The sequence below is a fragment of the Sphingosinicella sp. genome (genome assembly GCF_041916975.1).
Lineage (GTDB): Bacteria > Pseudomonadota > Alphaproteobacteria > Sphingomonadales > Sphingomonadaceae > Sphingosinicella.
The window spans coordinates 3836748-3853051 of the sequence record NZ_JAYRYK010000001.1 but is presented as its reverse complement, the minus strand read 5'-3'; the positions used below and the strand labels follow the sequence as shown (position 1 = coordinate 3853051).

Genomic DNA, 16304 nt, shown 5'->3' with positions numbered 1-16304 from the left:
GGTTCCTACTCCGACGGCGGTCGCGCGGGCTGCGGCGCAACCGGCGGCGCAGCGCCCATGTAGTCTCGCACCAGCGCGTCGAGCGAGGGTTCCTGCTTCGGGTAGCGCTCGCGCTGCATCTCGCGCGTGTAATTGTAGCGGCGGGCGCTGATCGCCTGCGCGTCCTGCCGGCTGCGCACGATGGTGGGGCGGATGAAGACCATCAGGTTGGTCTTGGTGCGGCTGCGCGACCGGCTTTTGAAGACCTCGCCGAGTACGGGGATGTCACCAAGCAGCGGCACCTTTTCGATCGTGCGCCGCTCGTTCTCGTCGATGAGGCCGCCGAGCGCGATGATGTCGCCGTCGTCGACCGTCACGGTCGTTTCGATCTCGCGCTTGTTGATGATGAGGTCGGCAGACCCCGTCGCCACCGGCCCGGCGATAGAGGAGACCTCCTGACGCAGGAACAGCTTGATGGCACCGCCGGCGTTGATCTGCGGCTTCACCTGCAACTGGACACCGACATCCTGCCGCTGCACCGTGCGGAAAGCGTTGTCGAAGTTGGGCGACAGCGCCTCGCCCGTCGTCATCGGAACTTCCTGGCCGACAAGAATCTTCGCTTCCTGGTTGTCGAGCGTCATGATCGACGGCGTCGACAGCACGTTGGAGGCGGTATCGGATTTCACGGCGTTGATCACCGCGCCGAACAGCGCATCGTTGCCGATCTCGCCGCCGAAGCCGAACAGCGAACCCGAGACACCGAGCAGCGACTGCACCGCCGCCTGTTCAAGCGCATCGCCCGCAGTCGACGAGGTACGGCCCGTCGTGGTGACGCCGTCGCTGGTCGTGGTCTGTGTTCTATCGAGTTCGCGCGCACCGATGGCCCCTGCAATCGCCAGCAGATTGGGCGCGCTGTTTGAATAATTTGTGACAGCGAACGGAACGCTGCTGCCGCCCGTGCCCGCGAGCAGGAACTGGACGCCGAGCTGCTTGGCCGCATTGTCCGAAATCTCGACGATGATCGCCTCGACGAGCACCTGCTCCTGCCGCACGTCGAGCTTGCGAATCACTTCGCTGAGCGAGCGCTGCACATCGGGCGGCGCCGAGATGACGAGGGCGTTCGCACCTTCGTAGCGCGCGATGACGGCGCGGCCCGGCCCCGGCGGGGCGCTGCCGGCGGGCGTCGTGGAAACGCTGGGCGCCGCCCCCCCGCCCTGCCCGTTCTCACCCGACTGCGGCGCGCTGTTCACCACGGTCACCTGCACCTGCTGCCCGGCGATCTGCTGGAGCACCGGGAGCAGTGCGCCCGCATCGGCGTTCTGCAGGAACACGACCTGGATGTCCGTTCCCGCCGAGGCGCGCTTGTCGAGATCAGAGACGATCGCCGCCATGCGCGCCACCGCATCGGGATCGCCGCGCAAAATGACGCTGTTCGAACTGTCGACCGCGATCACCGAAACCGCCCCCGCGCCGTCGGCACCCGCCGCGCGCGACACCGATTCGATTGCCGTAGCGATTTCACGCGCGCCGGCATTGTCGAGCGTGATGAGGCGCATCGACGTGCGGTCGCGGTCGATCTCCTTCAGCACCGAGCGCACGCGTGCGAGATTGTCCGCATAGTCGGCGATGACGACAGCGCTGCCGCTCTTGCTCGCGGTGATCTGGCCCTGCGCGCTCACGAGCGGGCGCAGCGCCTCGATCGCGGACTGCGTGTCGATGGATTTCAGATCGATGACCTGCGTGACGAAGCTGCTGCTGCCGCCGCGCGTCGGCTGCTGCGCGGCGTTCGCGGCGGGCGCGATGCGGAACGCGCCACCGTCCGTCGGGATCGCGATGAAGCCGTTCGCGCGGAGCGTGGAGAGGAAAACCTCGAAATACTGCGTGCGCGAGAGCGGCCGGTCGGCGACGACCGAAACCTTACCCTGTACGGCCGGGTCGATGATGAACGTGCGCCCCGTGGTGCGCGCCACATCCTCGATATAGGCGCGGATATCGGCATCGCGCAGGTTGATCACCTGCTGCGCGGGCGCAGGCACCGCAAAGGCGAGCGCAAGCGCCGCGCCGATCAGGAAGCGGCCCGCCCTCACCGAACGATCTCGAACGTCACAGTCTGCACCTCGGCCCCACGCCTGATTTCCAGCACCGCGACGTCGTTGTCGCCGATGAGGTTCGCGATGTTCCCGGGCGACGTCTCTGAATCGATTCGGACGCCGTTCACCGAAAGCAGCACGTCTCCAGCCTCTAAGCCGATTTCGTTAAACAATCCGCCACTGCCCACGGGTTTCAGCGCGAGGCCTTCCACCCCGCCGCCGCGGCGCACGAGTTCGCCGGTGATCTCCCGTGACACGCGGTCGAGCGGAACCTGTGCCGGCGGCGTATCCGCCACAGGCGCCGGCGCTGGCGAAACAGCGCGGGCGGGCACGGACTGATCGAGGAACAGCTGCTCGAGCGCACCGCCCCGGCTCACCGTGACGCTGTCGAACGCGACGCTGTGCAGCGTGACGCCGGGCATGATCTCCTCGCCCACAAGGAAGCTGCGCTGCGTGCCGTCGATGCCAATGATCGCCGATCCGCGCCCGCTGACGTTGTCGACGCGCGTGCCGTAGAGATCGATGGCGAGGTCGGAGACGACGGTAGGCCCGCCGCCGTCAAGCATCTGGAAGAAAGGATCGAATCGGCCGAGCACACCGGCATCGGACCGTGCGGCAAGTGCCTGGGGCGGCGGCGCGCCCACCGGACCGATCGGCACCAGCAGCGCCCACACGAGCCGCGCAACGGCCAAGGCAAGCAGCAGCGCCAGCAGAATCTGGGCTGCCGCCACGAGGCTGCGCGCGTTCAATCGCTGCAGCCATTGCCTGTCAGTGAACCCCATTCCGTCCGGCCCGCCTTCACGAAATCGCCCCGCTAGGGAGTTAGCATGTCAGTTTGATGACGGCGAGCGCCATCGCGTGTCATATCGGGACATTGTTAAAAGGCGTATAGCAACGCCAGCGGAACGATGGGAACACGCGCCGCCGCCGCCCAGACACCGATCGCCGCAATTGCAAGACAGGCGCCGAGCGGAACCCGCGTAGCCGCGCCCACCTCCACGCCGCGCAGCTTCCAGAGCGCAATGAGCGCGAAGCCGACGAGCGAGGCGACAACCATCACGAACGGCAACGCCTGCCAGCCCATCCAGAGCCCGATGCCGCCGAGCAGCAAGGGGTCGCCGCCGCCGATCCCCTCGCGGCCCCTCAACAGCCGGTAGCCGACGCGCACCGCTTCAAGGCCAAGAAACCCGGCCGCGCCGCCGATCAGCGAGGCCGCCACATCGCCGCGCGTAATGAAAAGTCCCGCAACGCCCGTCAGCGCGAGGAGCGCCGTCAGCCGCTGCGGCAGCCAGTAATGCCGGAGATCGAGCGCCGCGAGCAGCAGCAGCAGCCACCCGAACGCCGCCCATACGAGGTCCACGGGCGTCCGCGCGAGGTAGACCGCGAGCAGCCCAACGAGGCCTGCAAGCAGTTCCATGATCCACGTAAATGCCAGAATCGCTGCGCCGCAGCCCCGACATCGGCCGCGCAGCACGAGGACGGAAAACAGGGGGATCAGCTCAAGCGGCCCGAGCGTGCGACCGCACGCGTCGCACTGCGAGCGTCCGCCGACGACCGGGCGCCCCTGCGGCAGGCGCTCGGCAACGAGCGCGAGGAAGCTGCCGACGATGGCGCCGGCTAGAAACCCGCAGGCCAGAAGCAATCCGACGTTTCCGCTCACCGGCAAGACCGCGAGCCCCCTCTCCGTTGTCGCAAATCTGTCATGCACCCGGCCTAACCGGCTTTCCCGTGGCTATCACAATCGGCAACAGGCTCAACCCCGGGACGATCCGGCTGACGCTGCTTTTCGCGGCGGGTGCCAGTGCTGCGGCAATCCTCGCGTTCTGGCCCGAAGCCGCACCGCTTCCGCCAGCGCCGCCGCCCATGCCAGCCGTGGTGCAGGCTCCGCCGTCCCCCACGCCGCCGCCCGCGCCAACGCTGACCCCCGCAGACGTCGCGCAGGTGCGCGTGTACGGAACGCTGGGGAACGCCGCGATCGTCTCGGTCGGCAGCGATGCGCAGCAGCGCGTGTCGATCGGCCGCCAGCTCCTGCCCGGCATCGTGCTGGAAAGCACTGCGCCCGGGCACATCATCCTTGCGCGCGGCGACACACGGCTGAAAGTGCCGCTGCTCACCTTCGACGGCACCGCGCCCGCGGCAACACTCGTGACAGCGGATCCGAAAGCGAAGCCCGGCCCCGCTGCGAAAGCCCCCACCCTGTCACGCGCGGCGTTCAGCGGCGACAACCGCCGCCGCCAGACGCTGGCGTTCCAGCTCGGCCTCATCCGCGAACAGCAGGGCGAAGCGATGCTCGGTTTCCGCGTGCGCAAGGTCTCCACCATGCCGTTCTTCGCGCGCGCGGGCCTGAAGGACGGCGATATCGTCAGCACGATCAACGGCGGCGGCCTCCACGACGAGGAAAAGGTGATGGAGCTTGCCGACGAGCTTGCCCAATCAAAACGCGTCGTCATCGGCTACATGCGCGACGGACAGGCCCGCGAAGCGGTGGTCGACTTCACAGACTGATCGCATTGTGACAGAATTGTTTCAGTTTCACGAAAATATCGTGAAAGTATTGATCTGAATTGTCACAATATACGTTCGCAAAACATTGCGAAATTTGTAATATTTCCATCATGAATCACCCCTAGGCGTCCGGCTCGGGACAGCAGCCGTCACATGGAGTCGTGGCGTCTGCCCTTCGGCCAACCACCACAAAGGGGTGCTTCAATGTCACATCTCCGCAGTTTCCTGATGCTTGGTTCCGCGCTTGCGCTCGTCGCCTGCGGCGCTGACGACGTTGCATCCCCGGGCGAGGGCGTCATCGTGACGCCGACCCCGACGCCCACCCCGACGCCGACGCCAACCCCGACGCCGACCCCCACACCGACCCCGACTCCCACGGCAGACTGCCCGACCGGCACGGCCGAGGTCAGCTCGGTCGCGGGTCTGCGCACCTGCCAGGTTTCGGGCACAATCACGGGCAGCCTCGTGCTGCGCAAGCTCGACGGCATCGTCTATTCGCTTTCGGGCGTTGTTCAGGTCGGCGTCGACGTCGGTTCTGACGGCACGGCGCCGGGCGGCACCGCAGGTGTCCTGACGATCGAGCCGGGCGTCACCGTGTTCGGCTCCTCGGGCGCCGACGCGCTCGTCGTGAACCGCGGCTCGCAGATTTACGCCGAAGGCACGGCCGCCGAACCCATCATCCTCACCAGCCGCGCCAACGTCGAGGGCACTTCGACGGCGGAAAGCATCGGCCAGTGGGGCGGTCTCGTCATCCTCGGCCGCGCGCCGATCGGCACCTGCTCGGCGGGCGGCACGACGCCGGGCACCGCGGGCTGCCAGGCAGCCGTGGAAGGCGTCACCAACGCCTACTACGGCGGCGGTCTCGCCAACGACAACAGCGGCCGCATCAAGTATTTCCAGATCCGCTACTCGGGCTTCGCGCTCTCGGCGGGCAACGAGCTGAACGGCATCACGCTCGCGGGCGTCGGCCGCGGCACCACGTTTGAATACGTGCAGGTCCACAACAGCTCCGACGACGGTATCGAGTGGTTCGGCGGCACCGTGAACGGCAAGCACATCGTGCTGACCGGCAACGACGACGACTCGATCGACACCGACAACGGCTACACCGGCGTCAACCAGTTCGTGATCGTCACGCACCGCGCCACAGCGGGCTCGGCCGGCGGCGACTATGTGTGGGAAGCCGGCACGGGCGACGGATCGGTCAACGAGACCGTCCGTCAGGACACGCACTTCGCAAACGTCACGGCTGTGGCGAACGGCGGCACGGCGATCCTGCTGCGCGGCGGTGGCGATTATCAGCTGACCAATTCGGTCATCGCGGGTGCGGCGTCTTCCGCCTGCCTCGACATCGACGGCGCGGCGACCATTCAGGCCGCCGGTGCGGGCACGGACGAGAACGGCCCGCCGGTGTTCAAGTCGGTGTTCTTCGCCTGCGCGGCGCCCTACGTTGACGATACGAACGTCACGGCGGCGCAGATCCTGGCGCTGTTCGAGGTTCCCGGCAACAACAACACCGCCGCCGGCACCTCCACGCTCACGAGCGTCTTCGTGAACGGCGCCAACGAAAGCGCCGTCACCGCGGTGAACAACCTCGCGACCGTGAACAGCTTCTTCCAGAACGTCGACTACATCGGCGCCGTGCGGAACGCCGGCGACACGTGGTGGCAGGGCTGGACCTGCGGCCTCGGCACCGGAACCGCCTGCACCGTCAACCCGGCGAACTGATCCGTCCGTGAAGCATCCGGGGCGGCGGCGCGCATCGGCGGCCGTCGCCCCCCTTCAGTTCAGGAAGATGGGAAATCCCGCATGATTAGACCCTCGTCACTCGCCGCCCTGCTGCTGTCGAGCGCGCTCGTATCGGTGCCCGCGCTGGCCCAGGAAACAGAGCCGCAGACGCAGCCCGATGAATCGATCGACATCTCCGCACCCGGCATGAGCGCCAGCGACGAGGTGATCGTCGTGCAGGGCCGCTACATTCCCGAACCGCTCCGCGCCACGCCGGAAGTCGTCAGCGTCCTTTCCGCTGCGGAAATCGCGCGGACGGGCGAAGGCGACATCGCAGGCGCGCTGCAGCGCGTCACCGGTCTCAGCCTCATCGGCGGACGCTTCGTTTACGTGCGCGGCCTTGGCGAGCGCTATTCGCTCGCACTGCTGAACGGCCTTCCTTTGCCCTCGCCCGAGCCGCTGCGCCGCGTCGTGCCGCTCGACATCTTCCCGACCGACGTGATCGCAAGCTCGGTCGTGCAGAAGAGCTATTCGGCGAATTATCCCGGCGAGTTCGGCGGCGGCGTCATCAACCTGACGACGGCGGCGATCCCCGAGGAAAGCTTCCTCAAGGTTGGCGGCAGCATCAGCGGCGACAGCGAAACGACGTTCGAGCGCGGCTACACCTATTACGGCAGCGATACCGACTGGACCGGTTTCGATGACGGATCGCGCAACATCCCGGCGAACCTGAAGGCGGCGATGAGCAGCGGCAACCTTCTGGTTGTCGGCCCGAATTTCAGCCTCGACACGATGAAGGGACTGACCGCGAGCCTGCTCAATGCACCGACGACGGTCGTGCAGGGCAACAACGACATTCCGCTGAACGGGTCGCTCGATTTCAGCGGCGGTCTCAGCTTCGACATCGGCAGCGACCGCTTCGGCATCATCGCCGCGTTCGGCTGGGACAACAGCTGGGAAACGCGCGGCGGACTCCAGCAGCAGACGATCGGGCTTTCGGCGAATTCCGAAGGCCAGGATATCATCAAGCCCGACAGCAACTTCCGGTTCCTTTCGACCGAAAACCGCATCGTCGTGCACGGCCTGCTCGGCTTCGGTTACGAGTTCGGCGAGCACAAGCTGCGCTGGACCAACCTCTACATCCGCGACACCTCCAAGGAGGCGCGCATCCAGGACGGCGTCGACGAGATCAACGTCGGTTCCGACCGCCTGAACAAGAGCTACACGAACTGGTTCGAGCGCCAGCTCCTCGACACGCAGTTCGTCGGCGAGTTCAAGTTCAAGGACGTGGCACTCGACGTGCGCGGCACCTATGCGAACACGCAGCGTGAGGCACCTTACGAACGCGCCTTCAGCTACCGCTACGACGAGGAGATCGGCGATTTCCTGAACGACCTCCGGACGGGCGGCCAAAGCGCAACGATCTCGTTCTCCGATCTTTCGGAAGACGTGTGGGCGGGCTCCGCTAACGTCAGCTGGAAGCTGCCGACCGAGCGCGCCATCACGCTCACCGCAGGCTATGCCTACACGGACACGACGCGCACCTCGACGCGCCGCGACTTCGCCTTCCTTCCGGAAGCGAGCCTCAACCTCGCCGTCGCGCAGCAGCGCCCCGACTATCTGCTCTCCGATTACAACATCTACACCTATGACATCGTGCTCACCGACCGCTCCGGCGCGGCGGGCGTCGCGAAATACGATGCGGGTCTCGAAGTGCATGGCGGATACGTGCAGGCCGAGATCGAGCTGATGGAATTCCTGAACGCCAGCATCGGCGTGCGCTACGAGGACGCGAAGCAGTTCGTGAATGCCATCGATCTGTTCGGCACGGGCGGTGGCGCCGGTCTCTCGACGAACCTCGCCAACGATTATTTCCTGCCTGCCGCGACGATCACGTGGAACTTCGCGGAGGACATGCAACTCCGCATCGCCGCCTCGAAAACCATTGCCCGCCCGCAATTCCGCGAGCTGGCGCCGCAGCAGTATTTCGATACGGAATCGGATCGCACGTTCATCGGCAACGCGTACCTCACCGACAGCAAGCTCCTGAACTTCGAAGCGCGCTACGAATGGTACATGGGCCGCAACGAACGGGTCTCGCTCGCCGGTTTCTACAAGAAGATCGACAAACCGATCGAGGCGATCGCCACGCAGCAGGGGCAGACGTTCTTCACCACCTTCGCGAACGCGCCGGAAGCCCAGCTCTACGGTGCCGAGCTTGAGGTGCAGAAATACTTCGCGCTGTCCGACTGGCTGCCCGGCAAGTTCTTCGAAACGCGCGATCTTCTGATCGCGACGAACTACACGTACACGAAATCGAAGATCAAGGTTGGCGCCGGCGATACGACGATCCCGACCGATACGGCCGGCGTGCCGATCGCGGCCTCGCTCGTGTTCAACGACGGCGCCAAGCTCACCGGCCAGTCGGACCATATCGTCAACGTGCAGATCGGGTTCGAGGACAGCGAAAGCCTGTCGCAGCAGACGCTGATGCTGACCTACGCCAGCAACCGCATCTCGAACCGCTTTTCGTATCAGGGCACGCCGATCGATTTCATCGAAGATCCGGGCCTGCGTCTCGATTTCGTGGCGCGCCAGGGCTTCACGGTCGCAGGCCGCGAGCTTGAGGTGAAGTTCGAAGCGCGCAACCTGACGGGCGAGAATTACGAGGAGTTCCAGCAGTATAACGGCACACGTGTCGACCGGAACACCTACGGTATCGGCCGCTCCTTCTCGCTGGGTCTCAGCGCGAAGTTCTAAAACTCCGGGTCAGACGGAAAGGGCCTCGCCGCGTGCGGGGCCCTTTTTTATCCCCACGGCCGTTCGCGGAACCACTTCGTGATGACGTATTTCACGCCGCTCCGCACCTTCATCGCGGCGTGCAGTGTCGCGGGATTGGGTGTGGCGTCAGGGCGGCGGTTGTTCCACGCGACGATCTTGCCGGTTTCCGGCTGCACGATCTTGTCGATCACCTTGAAGCGCGTCGCGCCGCCCGCGGCTGGCTCGTTGAGGTAAATCATCGCCGTCCAGGTGCGCTGTCCGGAGACCGCGCAGTAGCGCTCGTAATCGGGACCGTCGGGCTCGAAATAGTCGGTATGCTGCTTGAATTCCTGCCCAACGGCATAGCGCTGGCCCTGAACAGGCTCGCCGAACGCGGGATCGATGCCCATGTACGCGCAGATGCGGTCGTTGATCGCGGCAACGGTCGGGTCGCTCCCGTCAAGGTCGCAGGTCTCGCTGGTGCGATAGGCCGCGTAGCCCTGATCGTCCGCCAGACCCGAAGGCCGACGCTTCGCATCTATCCGCGCGACGATTTCCGCGCATTCCTCCGGCGTCAGAAAGCGCTTGCGGATATACAGGTCGAGCTTGGGGCTCGGAACCTTCTGCGCGCCCTCCAGCATCGGCTCAGCTCCGCCAGTAAGCCTCGACATCGCCCTTCAGCGTGATGGTGAGCGGCTTGCCGCGTCGATCCACCTTCTTGCCGAGCGCTGCGCGGATCCAACCTTCGCTGACGCTGTATTCCTCCACATCGGTGCGCTCGCGCCCCTTGAAGCGGATGCCGACGCCGCGTTCCATTGCGGCTTCGCTGAAAAAGGGGCTGTCCGGGTCCGCGCACAGGCGGTCGGGCGGGCTGTCGGTTTCGGTCATGATCTGGTCCTGCGGTTTCTTTCGCCCGCTTGTTAGCCTCTTTGGCGCGAAAGAAAAGAGCCGCCCGGCACTTGTCCGGGCGGCCCGTTCCGCCGGCTGCGATGGGGTTCAATGCGAACCGGCGACGCGGCCTTTAGTAGCAGTAGCGGCGCTTGCCACCCTTGTCGTCGATCTCGTGGCCGATAAGCGCGCCGAGACCCGCGCCGATCACGGTGCCGACGGTCTTGTCGCCGCGGCGTGCAATCTCGTTGCCGAGCACACCGCCGAGAACGCCGCCGATCAGCGTGCCTTCGATGTTGCTGTCCTTGCGGCAGCGATCGTAGCTCGAATAATAGCGCCCGTTCTGGCCATACCAGCCGCCGCGATAGTCGTTGGAGCCGCGGTAATAAACGGGGCGATAATTGTCGTAATAACGGCGCCCGTCATAGAAGCGGCCATCGCGATACCCGTCGCGATACGCATAGCGGCGGTCGCGGCGGTCATCCCAGCGGTCGTGCTTGCGGCCGTCGTGGTAGCCCTTGCGGTACGCCTTGCGCTCGTCGTGGCGGTCCTTCTGCCAATGCTTGCCGCCGCGATCCCAACGGTCGTTGTCGGCCATCGCCGGCGCCGCCGTCAGCATGGTCATCGCCGCAGCGGCCATCAGAATCCTGTTCAACATATCGTCTCTCCACTCTTTGCTCGCGGCCATCGGCGGGAGGGGAACTGGGTCCGCCGATCACCACGTGGAGAGACTGCGACTCGCCGTTTGAACGGCTTGTGAATGTTTCTGTCAGGGTTCGGACAGGTGCGACGAACGGCCCGTCGCAGGTGATGCTGCGACGGGCCAGAGCGGCTCAGCGCGTGGGAGGACGCGCCGGGCCGTCTTCAAGAGCTGCGCTCTGCATGGCGGCGCCGACGGGGCTGATGGCCGCCAGCGTCACCTCGCGGCAGCGGCGCACCTCGCGCTTGCCGACAAGATCGGCGCTCGAGGCCGCGCCACATGCGCTGCGGACGGCAATCCCGATACGCCGATCGAGCGTGCGGCGTCCTTCGTGGGTCGCGAGGTCGAGATCGCCGTAGGACACGACGCGCGTCGTTTGCGGGGAGATGGGTTCGGCGGCTGCGGGCAGCGCCCACAGGGCGCCGGCGAGCGCGGAGAGCGCAAGCAGGGTTTTCATCGGTTAGGCTCCATGCGGTGTGGGAGGGGGTTCGCGGCGCCGCAGTGCCTGAATAGCGCGTTTCCGTCCCCTCTCCGAACAACGATATTGCCAGCCCGTTCTGCAAATGTGCAGAATGCACCCATGTTCGATTGGAACGACCTGCGCCATTTCCTCGCCGTCGCGCGCACGGGCAGTACGCTCGCCGCCGGCACGGCGCTGCGGGTGAGCCAGACAACGGTGGCGCGGCGCATCACCGCGCTGGAAGCCGCCCTCGGCGTCATGCTCTTCGAGCGGCGGCAGAGCGGCTATGCGCTGACCCCGGCGGGCGACTCGCTGCTCCGTCACGCCGAAGCCGTCGATGCCGCAGCGTCAGGCTTTGCCGATGCGGCGGGCGGCCACGTGCGGCAGGCGAGCGGCACGGTGCGCCTGTCCGCGCAGGAAATCCACGCCGTCACCATTCTCTCGCCGATCCTGCGCGATCTTCGCGCCGCGCATCCGGCGATCCGGATCGAACTGGACGCCACCGAGGCGCTGTGCGACCTCGCGGCGGGCGAAGCCGACATCGCGCTCCGCAGCGCACGCCGCCCCGCCGGCGCCGGACTCGTCTGCCGCCGCGTCGCCGACGAAACGTGGACACCCTATTGCAGCCGAAGCTACGCAGCGACACGCGGCCTGCCGAAAACCCTCGCCGACCTGCGCGAACATCCGATGATCGGCGGCGGCAGCGAAGGCGTGTGGCGCATCTACAGGCACTGGCTCGAACAGCACGGCCTCGAAGACTCCGTCGTCCTGATGCACGCCTCGCTCACGGGGATTCTGGCCGCGGTCAAATCCGGATCGGGCATCGCGGCGCTCCCCTGCTTCGTCGCCGATGCGGAGCCCGACCTCATCCGCTGTATGCCCGCCCCCGACAACGTCGAGCGCGGCGTCTGGCTCCTGACGCACGAACGCCTGCGCCATGAACCAAGGGTGCGTGTGGTGATGGATTTCCTCGGCGATGCGCTCTCGCGGCTGGCACGGCGGCCGATGCGGGATTGAGTCGATAGCAACGCCCGAATATCGGACGTCACCTTATCCACCTCTTCTTCAAGGGCGATTACATCGTTTGCAAGCTTGATACGGGTCGGCGATCTAGGAGTTGAAAGCGGGCATTAGACCCCTTGCCATTCCAGACCGCCAGGTAGATCGAATGCTGCATAATCCACCTGAAGGACGCGCCTTTTGGCTGGCTTTGTGGCTGCCTCGGAAGCGTGCAGGATGGGCGTCGAGTATAGCCAAAGATCGCCCGCCTCAGCCAAACAGGCCATGGTGCCGCAATCGGCCACGATCTCGTTAACTCTTGAAACCGGAACCATACCCAGCACGTGAGAGCCGGGAGCGATCAAAAGCGGCGCGTTGGTTGCAGGTACGTCGTCAAGATGGGCACGAATTGTCACCATCCGAGCGAGAATCTCGATCGGAGGTGCCACATGGTTCATGCCTTGTTTGACGGTCCAAGGGCCGAAACCCTCAACCTCGCACCTTTCCTTAACGCAGATCGTCCGGTCCTGATGCCAAGCCAATGCCCAGTTTGTCTCGGGTGTCTTGTTGAAAAGGATCGCCCGAACAGGTCTAGCGAGAGAGCCTAAAGCCATAGATGCGATGGCGCCGATGTGGCCCTCAACAACCAACATCGTTTTGAGTGATTCCATCCCCTGAAGCCGAACACCGGCTTGATCAGTCGGGAGACCCGCAAGGGCCGCATTCAGCTGCGACATACATGGCAGAAGAACGCCCTTGAATAGCTGTGCCCCAACGACACGAAACTCGTCAGCGACATCGTCGATCATCAGTTGCACCTAGGAGTCGGCCTTTCCGAACGCAACGTGCCGACCGGTCTTAAGCCGCCCGGCGGCCCCGCCCCTTCCCCGCGCCTTCTTCCTCGAAAAGCTGCGCGAGCTGTTCGATGATCGTGCCGCCGAGTTGCTCGGCGTCCATGATGGTCACCGCGCGGTTGTAGTAACGCGTCACGTCGTGGCCGATGCCGATGGCGATCAGTTCCACGGGTGAGCGGCCTTCGATCCACTTGATGACCTGGCGCAGGTGGCGCTCGAGGTAATTGCCGCTGTTCACCGACAGCGTCGAATCGTCGACCGGCGCGCCGTCCGAGATCACCATCAGGATGCGCCGCTCCTCGGGACGCCCGATCAGGCGGTTGTGCGCCCAGAGCAGCGCCTCGCCGTCGATGTTTTCCTTCAGCAGCCCCTCGCGCATCATCAGCCCGAGGTTCTTGCGCGCGCGCCGCCACGGCGCGTCGGCGGTCTTGTAGATGATGTGGCGGAGGTCGTTGAGGCGGCCCGGCTTCGGCGGGCGGCCGTCGGCGAGCCACTGCTCGCGGCTCTGTCCGCCCTTCCACGCGCGCGTCGTGAAACCGAGGATTTCGACCTTCACCGCGCAGCGTTCGAGCGTGCGCGCAAGAATATCCGCGCAGATCGCCGCGATCGAAATGGGCCGCCCGCGCATCGAGCCGGAATTGTCGATGAGCAGCGTCACCACCGTGTCGCGGAAATCCGTGTCGCGCTCGATCTTGTAGCTGAGCGCGTGCTCGGGGTTCACCACAACGCGCGTCAACCGCGCGGGATCGAGCAGGCCTTCTTCCTGATCGAAATCCCAAGCGCGGTTCTGCTGCGCCATCAGGCGGCGCTGCAGGCGGTTCGCGAGCTTCGTCACCGCGCCCTGCAGATGCACAAGCTGCTGATCGAGATAGCCGCGCAGGCGCGTCAGCTCCTCGGCGTCGCAAAGCTCCTCGGCGGTCAGCACCTCGTCGAACTTCGCGGTGTAGGCGTGATAATCGAAATCGGGCGAAAGATCGTTCGTCGGCGTATTCGGGCGCCACGGCACCACGCCCTCGTCGCCGTCCTCCGCCATGTCGGCGTCGGGCATGGCGTCGCTGTCCATATCCGCGCTCTGGCTCGTCTCCTGATCGCCGGTCTCGCTTTCTTCGGCACGGGTATCCATGCTCGAATCCTGCCCGGCGGCGCCTTCGTCGTCGCCGTCGTCGCTATCGCCCTCGTTCTGCTGCTCGTCCTCGCCGCTTTCCTGATCGTCCTGTTCGGGTTCCTCGCCCTTGTCTTCGCCGAGGCCCAGATCAGCGAGAATCTGGCGCGTGAGCGATGCGAAGGCTGCCTGATCGTCGAGATTGGCGGCAAGATCGTCGAGATGACGCCCCGCCTTCTCCTCGATCCAGTCGCGCACGTGCGACAGGCCCGCGTCGGCGATGGCAGGCGTCGGCTCGCCCGTCAGCCGCTCGCGCGCGATCATGCCGACCGCGCTCGCCAGCGGCACCTCGTCGAGATTGCGCGCGCGGACCAGCGGGTCCGCCTTCACGCGCGCAAGGTTCATCTGCGAAAGATTGACCGCAACGCCCGCCATGTCGCGGCCGCCGATGGCCTCGACGCGCGCCTGCTCGACCGCGTTGAACACGTCGCGGGGCAATCCTGCCGGCGGCTGCAGCGCGACGTGGCGCTTCGCATCATGGTGACGGCGGCGGAGCGCGAAACTGTCCGCCCAGCCGCGCGCTTCAGCCACCTGATCGGCGGGAAGCCCCCGCGCGGGCTGCGGCACCCGCGCCTGATTGCCCGAAGCCCCCGGCTTGTCCGCCGTGTAGGTCAGATCGAACTCCGGCACATGCGCCATCGCGCGCAGCGTGGCCGCCAGCGCGTGCCGGAAATCCTCGATCCTGTTTTCCGGCTTGCTCACGCCTTCTTCGCGATGCTCTCCGGCAACTCCTCGCCGAAGACGCGCTGATAGTATTCGGCGACGATGCCGCGCTCGGCCTCGTCGCACTTGTTGAGGAAGCTGACGCGGAAGCCGAAGCCGATGTTGTTGAAGATCTGCGCGTTCTGCGCCCATGTGAGCACGGTGCGCGGGCTCATCACGGTGGAGATGTCGCCGCCGATGAAGCCCTGCCGCGTCATGTCGGCGACCTTCACCATGTTGGCGATGGTCTTCGCGTCGAAGCCCTTCACCTTGGCCGAAACGATCGCGGTTTCCGTCTCCTGCGGCAGATAGTTCAGCGTCGTCACGATGCTCCAGCGGTCCATCTGGCCCTGGTTGATCTGCTGCGTGCCGTGATAGAGCCCGGTCGTGTCGCCGAGGCCCACGGTGTTCGCAGTGGCGAACAGGCGGAAATACTTGTTGGGCCGGATCACACGGTTCTGGTCGAGCAGCGTGAGCTTGCCCTCCACCTCCAGAATGCGCTGGATCACGAACATCACGTCCGGGCGGCCCGCGTCGTACTCGTCGAAAACGAGCGCGGTCGGCGTCTGCAGAGCCCATGGCAGCAGGCCTTCGCGGAACTCCGTCACCTGCTTGCCGTCGCGCAGCACGATCGCGTCCTTGCCGATCAGGTCGATGCGGCTGATGTGCGAATCAAGGTTGATGCGGATGCACGGCCAGTTCAGCCGCGCCGCCACCTGCTCGATGTGCGTCGACTTGCCGGTGCCGTGGTAGCCCTGGATCATCACGCGGCGGTTGAAGGCAAAGCCAGCAAGGATCGCGAGCGTCGTGTCGGGATCGAACACATAGTCGGAGTCGAGATCGGGCACGCGCTCGTCGGCCTTGGAAAAGGCCGGGATTTTCATGTTCACGTCGATGCCGAACACCTGCCGCGCGTCGACTTCCAGGTCCGGCGCGTCCATCAGCGTGCCGTGGTGTTCGTTGTCCTTCAGCTGCGTCGCCACTTAACTCTTCCTGCTCTTCTGGTCGGCCGCGAAGGCCGGGCTTTCCTTAAGGTGCGTATAGGCATCGATCACGCGGCGCAACTCGGCTTCATGGGTGCGGTCCCCGCCGTTTGCGTCCGGATGCAGCACCCGCACTTTCTCCTTGTAGCGCGCGCGGATGTCCGTGAAGCTCGCGTTTTCGTCAAGGCCGAGCGTGCGGAGCGCCTTGGTGTCCGCTTTGTCGAGCACGCGTCCGCCGCGCGCCTTCGGCGGCGCGAAACCGCCCATGCGCCCCTTCATCACGCCGATCGGGTCGTCGAAGCCGCCTGCGTAGGCGTTGGAGGCGAACGCCTGCGTGCGTCGTTCCCAGCCTGGCACGGCGTTCTGCACGCCATCGTCCTGAAACGAGTAGGCCGCGTTGAATGCGCGCACGTGATCGAGGCACAGGTACTTCCACCCCGCCCGCCCGCGGTTGGAAAGCGGCGCGCGAAACTCGCCCGGCTCGCCGCACCCCG

General features: G+C 65.7%; 15 protein-coding genes. 4 read left to right on the top strand and 11 right to left on the bottom strand.

Going from position 1 to position 16304, the window contains the following annotated elements; genetic code table 11:
- Nucleotides 1–5 precede the first annotated feature (5 nt).
- From gspD to ACE3TJ_RS17995, 3 genes are all read right to left on the bottom strand, one after another.
- Entirely contained in the window at nt 6–2066 is a 2061-nt protein-coding gene (gene gspD, locus ACE3TJ_RS18005; protein ID WP_374598668.1) for a type II secretion system secretin GspD, read from the bottom strand.
- Complete coding sequence (locus tag ACE3TJ_RS18000) at nt 2063–2851, bottom strand: type II secretion system protein N (protein WP_374598666.1); 789 nt, start codon at nt 2849–2851, stop codon at nt 2063–2065. The genes gspD and ACE3TJ_RS18000 overlap by 4 nt, the downstream gene beginning before the upstream one ends.
- Nucleotides 2852–2946: 95 nt before the next feature.
- Nucleotides 2947–3711, bottom strand: a complete 765-nt coding sequence (locus tag ACE3TJ_RS17995; protein WP_374598664.1) for an A24 family peptidase — start codon at nt 3709–3711, stop codon at nt 2947–2949.
- Nucleotides 3712–3797: 86 nt separating this feature from the next.
- On the opposite strand from ACE3TJ_RS17995, the gene ACE3TJ_RS17990 reads away from it, so the two are divergent.
- The 3 genes from ACE3TJ_RS17990 (at nt 3798) to ACE3TJ_RS17980 (ending at nt 9062) form a co-directional block, all read left to right on the top strand.
- Nucleotides 3798–4574 carry a hypothetical protein gene (locus tag ACE3TJ_RS17990; RefSeq protein ID WP_374598662.1) on the top strand — a complete coding sequence of 259 codons (777 nt, stop codon included), beginning with the start codon at nt 3798–3800 and terminating at the stop codon, nt 4572–4574.
- 204 nt (nt 4575–4778) lie between these two features.
- A complete protein-coding gene (locus ACE3TJ_RS17985) occupies nt 4779–6302 on the top strand; it encodes a hypothetical protein (protein WP_374598660.1) in 1524 nt (507 codons plus the stop codon).
- Nucleotides 6303–6383: 81 nt separating this feature from the next.
- Nucleotides 6384–9062, top strand: coding sequence for a TonB-dependent receptor domain-containing protein (locus tag ACE3TJ_RS17980; RefSeq protein WP_374598658.1), 2679 nt, complete (start codon nt 6384–6386; stop codon nt 9060–9062).
- 47 nt (nt 9063–9109) lie between these two features.
- On the opposite strand, the gene ACE3TJ_RS17975 is transcribed toward ACE3TJ_RS17980, so the two are convergent.
- The 4 genes from ACE3TJ_RS17975 to ACE3TJ_RS17960 all read right to left on the bottom strand — a co-directional run bounded on the left by ACE3TJ_RS17975 (nt 9110) and on the right by ACE3TJ_RS17960 (nt 11107).
- The gene (locus ACE3TJ_RS17975) at nt 9110–9703 is read right to left on the bottom strand and encodes a prolyl hydroxylase family protein (protein ID WP_374598656.1); all 594 of its coding nucleotides are present in this window, start codon (nt 9701–9703) and stop codon (nt 9110–9112) included.
- 4 nt (nt 9704–9707) lie between these two features.
- Nucleotides 9708–9950: a DUF3297 family protein gene (locus tag ACE3TJ_RS17970; RefSeq protein ID WP_374598654.1), complete on the bottom strand. Its 243-nt coding sequence runs from the start codon at nt 9948–9950 to the stop codon at nt 9708–9710.
- A gap of 133 nt (nt 9951–10083) precedes the next feature.
- Nucleotides 10084–10608, bottom strand: a complete 525-nt coding sequence (locus ACE3TJ_RS17965; protein WP_374598652.1) for a glycine zipper 2TM domain-containing protein — start codon at nt 10606–10608, stop codon at nt 10084–10086.
- Nucleotides 10609–10783: 175 nt separating this feature from the next.
- Entirely contained in the window at nt 10784–11107 is a 324-nt protein-coding gene (locus tag ACE3TJ_RS17960; protein WP_374598650.1) for a UrcA family protein, read from the bottom strand.
- Nucleotides 11108–11230: 123 nt separating this feature from the next.
- On the opposite strand from ACE3TJ_RS17960, the gene ACE3TJ_RS17955 reads away from it, so the two are divergent.
- Nucleotides 11231–12127, top strand: coding sequence for a LysR family transcriptional regulator (locus ACE3TJ_RS17955; protein WP_374598648.1), 897 nt, complete (start codon nt 11231–11233; stop codon nt 12125–12127).
- Nucleotides 12128–12240: 113 nt separating this feature from the next.
- Here ACE3TJ_RS17955 and ACE3TJ_RS17950 read toward each other — a convergent pair whose 3' ends face one another.
- Genes ACE3TJ_RS17950 through ACE3TJ_RS17935 form a run of 4 tightly spaced genes read right to left on the bottom strand, consistent with a single transcriptional unit; the run spans nt 12241 to nt 16221 of the window.
- Nucleotides 12241–12918 (bottom strand): phytanoyl-CoA dioxygenase family protein, encoded by a 678-nt coding sequence (locus tag ACE3TJ_RS17950; RefSeq protein ID WP_374598646.1) that lies wholly within the window; start codon nt 12916–12918, stop codon nt 12241–12243.
- Between the two features lie 49 nt (nt 12919–12967).
- Nucleotides 12968–14764 carry a cobaltochelatase subunit CobT gene (cobT, locus tag ACE3TJ_RS17945; protein WP_374599443.1) on the bottom strand — a complete coding sequence of 599 codons (1797 nt, stop codon included), beginning with the start codon at nt 14762–14764 and terminating at the stop codon, nt 12968–12970.
- Between the two features lie 59 nt (nt 14765–14823).
- Nucleotides 14824–15768 (bottom strand): cobaltochelatase subunit CobS, encoded by a 945-nt coding sequence (gene cobS, locus ACE3TJ_RS17940; RefSeq protein ID WP_374599441.1) that lies wholly within the window; start codon nt 15766–15768, stop codon nt 14824–14826.
- 42 nt (nt 15769–15810) lie between these two features.
- Entirely contained in the window at nt 15811–16221 is a 411-nt protein-coding gene (locus ACE3TJ_RS17935) for a J domain-containing protein (protein WP_374598644.1), read from the bottom strand.
- Nucleotides 16222–16304 lie beyond the last annotated feature (83 nt).